The 5,711-nt window shown below is 74.1% G+C and carries 5 protein-coding genes; 3 read left to right on the top strand and 2 right to left on the bottom strand.

All coding sequences use genetic code 11. From position 1 onward, the window contains the following. Nucleotides 1-170 precede the first annotated feature (170 nt). A complete protein-coding gene (locus AXW62_RS04725) occupies nt 171-764 on the bottom strand; it encodes a TetR/AcrR family transcriptional regulator (protein WP_060943371.1) in 594 nt (197 codons plus the stop codon). A gap of 148 nt (nt 765-912) precedes the next feature. On the opposite strand from AXW62_RS04725, the gene AXW62_RS04720 reads away from it, so the two are divergent. Together AXW62_RS04720 and AXW62_RS04715 are read left to right on the top strand one after the other, a co-directional pair. Continuing rightward, nucleotides 913-2,091: an alpha/beta hydrolase gene (locus AXW62_RS04720; RefSeq protein WP_060943370.1), complete on the top strand. Its 1,179-nt coding sequence runs from the start codon at nt 913-915 to the stop codon at nt 2,089-2,091. A gap of 309 nt (nt 2,092-2,400) precedes the next feature. Next, nucleotides 2,401-3,027, top strand: coding sequence for a DUF4232 domain-containing protein (locus tag AXW62_RS04715; RefSeq protein WP_060943369.1), 627 nt, complete (start codon nt 2,401-2,403; stop codon nt 3,025-3,027). 169 nt (nt 3,028-3,196) lie between these two features. On the opposite strand, the gene AXW62_RS04710 is transcribed toward AXW62_RS04715, so the two are convergent. Next, a complete protein-coding gene (locus AXW62_RS04710) occupies nt 3,197-4,204 on the bottom strand; it encodes a GlxA family transcriptional regulator (protein ID WP_060943368.1) in 1,008 nt (335 codons plus the stop codon). A 130-nt stretch (nt 4,205-4,334) separates the two neighbouring features. On the opposite strand from AXW62_RS04710, the gene AXW62_RS04705 reads away from it, so the two are divergent. After that, on the top strand, nt 4,335-5,273 hold the full coding sequence (locus AXW62_RS04705; protein WP_060943367.1) for an alpha/beta hydrolase: 939 nt from the start codon (nt 4,335-4,337) through the stop codon (nt 5,271-5,273). Nucleotides 5,274-5,711 lie beyond the last annotated feature (438 nt).

The raw sequence follows: 5,711 nt of genomic DNA, 5'->3' as shown, positions 1-5,711 counted from the left end.
GTCCCAGGGCCGGGGCGGTGGCGAGGAGGGCCTGCCGCTGCCGGGGCCGCGCCGCAACCACCCCCATCCGCCGGGCGGCTCCGGCTCCGCCCAGCTGCGCGGCACGGTGCCGCTGGCGGAACAGCAGCCGGGACGGGTGGCGGATCTGGCGCCGCGCCGTCGCTAGCGTGTCAGCGGGCCTTGAGGCCGGTGAAGGCCAGCGCCAGCAGCCGGTCGGCCAACTCCGGGTCGTCCGGCGACTGTTCCACGGCCAGCGCGATCGCGTTGGTGAGCTGCATCAGATCGGCGATGACGACATCGGACCGTACGGCACCGCTCTGCTGGGCGCGGGCGAGCAGTTCACTGCCCGCCTCGCGCAGCGGCAGACCGCAGCCGCGGGACAGCTCCGAGGTCTCGTCCGCCGAGCACGCCATCAGGGCCCTGGAGAGCCCGCGGTAGGTGCTGGCGTGGTCGACGATCGCGCGCAGCCAGTCGATCAGCGCCTGACACGGCCGCGGCGCCTGGGCCAGCTCCCGCGACCGCTCCAGCAGGGCGCATATCTCGCCCTGGAAGACCGCGCCCATCAGCGCGGTGCGGTTGGGGAAGTGGCGGTAGAGCGTGCCGATGCCGACGCCCGCGCGGCGTGCGATGTCCTCCAGCGAGGCGTCGGTGCCGTGCTGGGTGAAGGCCGTGCGCGCCTCGGCCAGCAGCCGCTCGTAGTTGCGGCGCGCGTCGGCGCGCATGGGGCGCGGTGGCATCTGCGCCGTGGCTGTCTCGATCGCCATCGCGGTCCTCCCTGCCGTGCCTGCCCGTGGGTCAAGCATGCCATTTCGTGACCGGGGGCACGTCCTGGCCAGGCGATTGCGGATACCGCGATCGCCGTCGGACGGGGCGGCGTCGTCGCGTGTCGCGGTCCGCCGGAGTGGAAGAACGATGGGACTGACCAGTCGATCACTCGAATATGTGATGATCGCCCTCGCCGTGGGGTGCGCGGGGCTGACGCTCTGGCTGTGGCCGCGCTTCGCGGGCCGGAGCGTACGGGCCTGGCTGGGCCGGCTGGCCGCCCTCGCCGTGACCCAGTGCGCCCTCGTGGCCGCGCTGGCCCTCGCGGTGAACACCACCTTCCAGTTCTACGGAACCTGGGGCGAACTGCTGGGCGAGGGCGAGGAGACACCCGCGGCCCTGACCCCGGTCCGGGGCGGCGCCGCGGGGCCGGCCGGGGTGCCGGGCGGCCTGGTGCGGCCCGCCCCGCCGCAGGGGCTGGACAGGGTGCGCGGACTGCCGAGCGGGCCGCCCGGCGGGGTCGGCAAGGTCGAGTCGGTGCGGATCCTGGGCCGCCGCAGCCAGGTGGCCAACCCGGCGTACGTCTATCTGCCGCCGCAGTACTTCCAGCGCCAGTACGCCCGGCAGCGCTTCCCCGTGATCGTGGCGATCAGCGGCTACCCCGGCGGTTCCTTCCTGCTGGCCCAGCACCTGCGGCTGCCCCAGACGGCCGGCGGGCTGATCCGGGCCGGGGTCGCGCAGCCGGCCGTCATCGTGATGGTGCGGCCCACGATCGCCCCGCCGCGCGACACCGAATGCGTGGACGTCCCCGGCGGCCCCCAGGCCGAGACCTTCTTCGCCCGGGACCTGCCCGAGGCGCTGCGGCAGCACTACCGGATTGGCCACGACCCCAGCGCCTGGGGCGTCCTGGGCTACTCCTCGGGCGCCACCTGCGCGCTCCAGCTGGCCCTGCGCCACCCCCGCGTCTACAGCGCGGCCGCGGCCCTGTCGCCCGACTACCGGGTGGTCAACGACCCCACGACCGGGGACCTGTTCGGCCGGGGCCCGGAGGGCGAGCGCCGGAAGCGGGAGCACGACCTGCTGTGGCGGCTGCGCCATCTGCCGCAGCCGCAGGTGTCGGTGCTGGTGGCCTCCAGCCGCCGGGGGGAGTCCGACTACGGCCCCACCCGGGACTTCCTGGCCGCGGTCCGGCCGCCGCTGAGCGCGCAGTCGATCATCCTGGACCGGGGCGGCCACAACTTCCGCACCTGGCGCCGTGAACTGCCCACGGCCCTGCGGTGGATGAACGGCCAGCTGACGTTCCCCCAGGACGTGGTGCGCGGCCGCTGAGCCGGCCGGACCGTACGCGGGTCGGGCGGTGTCCGGCGGTGTCCGGCGCGGTGCTGACCGCCGCTTGGTGGGGTGGGGCCGGTCAGGGGCGGGCAGTCGGGCAGTGGGAGGGACTCCAGGCCGCCCGCGGCCGGACCTCACCCGTTCCGGGCCTCATCCGTTAGGGGCCTCATCCGTTCGTGAGCGGTGTGTTTGCGGGACGTGAGTGAGACGTTTCCAGAACGTCAGCGGCCCCGGGAAAAGTGGTGTCCACACCGCGGGAATCTCCGAAGAAGAATCCCGCACCGACCGCGAGGGGGAACCCCGATCATGCGTACTTCCCGGATTCGAACCACCGCCCTGGCCGCCGTCACCGCCGCGCTGGCGCTGGGCCTGACCGCCTGCGGCGGCGCCGACGGCGACTCGAAGGCGGCCGGCGGCAACAACGCCGCCCGTACCGCGCAGAGCCGGTCCGCGTCCGACGGGGACGGCAAGGGCTCCGCGGAGCAGATCGAGAGCAAGAGCACAACGGTCGGCGCCCAGCAGTGCCGCGGCGACGAGCTGCTGGTCACCGCGGTGCACCGGTTCGCCGGGCAGCAGGGCGACCACCTGCTGGTCACCGCGTCGAATGAGGGCACCAAGCCGTGCTGGGTCACCTCCTACCCGGCCGTGAAGCTCGGCGACGACGCCGCCGTACTGCCGCACTCGAAGAAGGACAACCCCGGCGGCGACAAGCGCATCACGCTCCGGCCCGGCGGCAAGGTGTACAGCGCGGTGAACCTCTTCGACTACGGCTCGCGGCACCAGACGGCGCAGTCGCTCGCCATCGCGCTGCGCGGCGCGGACGGCCACCAGAACCCCTACTACTCCGTCGTCATGAAGGGCGAGAAGCAGCGGTTCAGCTGGAACGAGGCCGACGTGCTGAACTGGAGCACCGAGAAGCCGTACGACTTCTGACCGGACCAGCCCGGCGGTGACCCCGGCCGGCCGAGCGCCTCGGCCGGCCGGGGTCACCGCCGCGCGGCGGTCGGCCTCCGCCACGGCGACGGAGGCAGGCCGCCGTCCGCCGCGGCAGGCGTCCCGTGCGGAAAGCGGACGGCTCGCGGTCGCCCGGCACCGAGCGGCATCACGTGGCCCGCGCCGGCTCCGGGGCGTGCGCGGCGGAGGAGGAGCGGAATGCCCTGCGGTAGGCGGAGGGGGTGGTGTCCAGGGCCTCCCGCATGCGCTGCCGCAGGTTCGTACCGCTTCCCAGACCGGCCCTGGCGGCGATGTCGTCCACCGACAGCTCGGTCGACTCCAGCAGGTGGCGCGCGTGCCTCAGACGGGCGGAGGTGAGCCACGCGGCGGGGGAGAGCCCGGTCTCCTGCCGGAACCGCCTGGTGAACGTCCGTACGCTCATGTGGCAGTGCGCCGCGAGGTCCTTGAGGGACAGCCGCCGGTCCAGGTGTTCCATCATCAGCGCCCGCGCCCCGGCCGTCGACGCCTCCGCGTCCTCCCGGACCGGGTGCTCGATGTATTGCGCCTGCCCGCCGTCCCGCATGGGCGCGACGACGTTGTACCGCGCCACCCGGTTCGCCACGGAGCTGCCGTGGTCCTCCCGGACCAGGTGCAGGCACAGGTCGATGGCCGCCGCGCCGCCGGCCGAGGTCAGGATCCCGCGATCGGCGACGTACAGCGGGTGGATGTCGAGGTCGACCGTGGGGAAGAGCCGCCGGAACTGCTGGGCGTAGCGCCAGTGGGTCGCGGCCCGGCCGCCCTCCAGCAGGCCGGCGGCGGCGAGGACGAACGAGCCGGTGCACAGGGACACCAGCCGGGCGCGCTGCCGGGCCGCACGCAACGCCTCCGCGACGCGGGGGTCCACCGTGCCGTTCTCGACCACGTCCGGGCAGCGGGTCCCCGCGACGATCACCGTGTCGGCGTGCTCCAGCAGGGACAGGTCGCCCTGGGGCGTGATGCCGTACCCGCTCACCGTCGGCACCGGGGAGCCGTCCGGGGTGAGGGTGCGCACGTCGTAGGCCGCGTGTCCGGCGCGGGTTTCGACCGCGGCCAGCATCTGGGCCGGGATGCTGAGGTCGAAGGGCACCACCGGCGCGAGGGCGAGAACGGCCACTTGGTGAGGTGTCGCAACGGTCATGGCCCAATAGTTGCAGATAGTGGCCCTCGGGCCACTTCTGCGCCGCTCGTGACCGGCAGAGACTGAGGTCAGTTCCGCACACCAGGGCCGGGCAGCACCCGGTCCACCGCCCGGAAGGTGGCTATCAGCCATGCCTGTCCCCGCTGTCGATCCCGAGATCCAGACCCTGCTCGACACCGCCGACACCGGCGTCTTCCCCGTCTACGGCCTGGACGCGGTCCTCGCCGACCCCCAGCGCTACGCACCCCTGCGCGCACGCCCCGGCACCCCCGTCGACGACCAGGTCACGGTGCGGGACCTGGACATCCCCGGCCCCGGAGGACAACTGCGGCTGCGCGTCTACCGGCCCGACACCCCCGAAGACCTGCCGATGATCCTCTACGTGCACGGCGGCGCCTACACCTATGGATCCCCCGAGGCCGAGGAGGGGCGCTCGCTGCGCTACGCCCGCGACGTCCGGGCCGTCGTCGTCTCCGTCGACTACCGCCTCGCCCCCGAACACCCCTACCCGGCCGCGGCCGACGACGCCTACGCCGCCCTGACCTGGATCGCCGCCAACCCGGCCGAACTCGGCGGCGACCCCGCACGCATCGCGGTGGCCGGCGGCAGCGCCGGCGGGAACATCGCCGCCTCCACCGCGCTGCGCGCCCGCGACCAGGCAGGCCCGCGCCTGCTCTTCCAGTCGCTGACCTACCCGGGCGTGGACGGCAGCCTGGCCACCACCTCGGCGCGGGAGTTCACCGACACCCCGGTCCTCAACCGAGCCGCTCTGGAACTGGCCGTGCGGTACTACGCGAAGGACAGCCACGCCGACCCGTACGCCTTCCCGAGCCGCGCCGCCGACCTCAGCGGACTGCCGCCCACCTACATCGCCGTGGCGGAGATCGACCCGCTCCGCGACGAGGGCCTCGACTACGCCGCACGCCTGTCCGCCGCCGGCGTCACCACCGAACTGGTCCAGGTACCCGGCGCCGTCCACGGCTTCGACCTCTTGTTCCCCCAGGCCCGGATCAGCGAACGCAACCTCGCCGACCAGGTGCGCGCCCTGCGTGAGGCCCTCCACCGCTGACGGGCCCGGGGACCCGCGACGGAAGCTCAGGGGTGCCTGTCATGGGGTGCCTGTCGTGGGGTGCGTGTCATGGGTGCCTGCCCGCGATTCCCCGGCGGGCCCGTACCGAGCCGGACACCGACCGCCGGCGCCGCCGCCACGATCACCGGGCCGTTGCCGAGGGCGCCGTTTCCCGCCGCGTCCAGGCGTTCGGCCTGCGCGGATTGCGCTGCGCGGCCCCGCCGGGACCCGGCGGCGACACCACTTCACCGGCTCACCGGCCGCCCCTCGCCCGCACCCGTGTCGCACCCTTCGCAGCACTCCGCCCCGCCGGATGAGGTCCAGCGGGGCGGATTCACCAACCGGGTCCGGAGGTGACCGGCCGGGCCCGCCGTGGCGGGTGTCCGGTGGCGCGGGTGTCCGGTGGCGCGGGTCAGTCCTTGATCTCGCAGATGACGG

The organism is Streptomyces hygroscopicus subsp. hygroscopicus (assembly GCF_001553455.1).
Taxonomy (GTDB): Bacteria; Actinomycetota; Actinomycetes; order Streptomycetales; family Streptomycetaceae; genus Streptomyces; species Streptomyces hygroscopicus.
This window is presented reverse-complemented; position numbering and strand designations above follow the sequence as displayed.

Coding starts and splice junctions, on each gene's coding strand:
- AXW62_RS04705 (WP_060943367.1), top strand. CDS start 4,335: ATGCCTGTCCCCGCTGTCGATCCCGAGATCCAGACCCTGCTCGACACC.
- AXW62_RS04715 (WP_060943369.1), top strand. CDS start 2,401: ATGCGTACTTCCCGGATTCGAACCACCGCCCTGGCCGCCGTCACCGCC.
- AXW62_RS04725 (WP_060943371.1), bottom strand. CDS start 764: ATGGCGATCGAGACAGCCACGGCGCAGATGCCACCGCGCCCCATGCGC.
- AXW62_RS04710 (WP_060943368.1), bottom strand. CDS start 4,204: ATGACCGTTGCGACACCTCACCAAGTGGCCGTTCTCGCCCTCGCGCCG.
- AXW62_RS04720 (WP_060943370.1), top strand. CDS start 913: ATGGGACTGACCAGTCGATCACTCGAATATGTGATGATCGCCCTCGCC.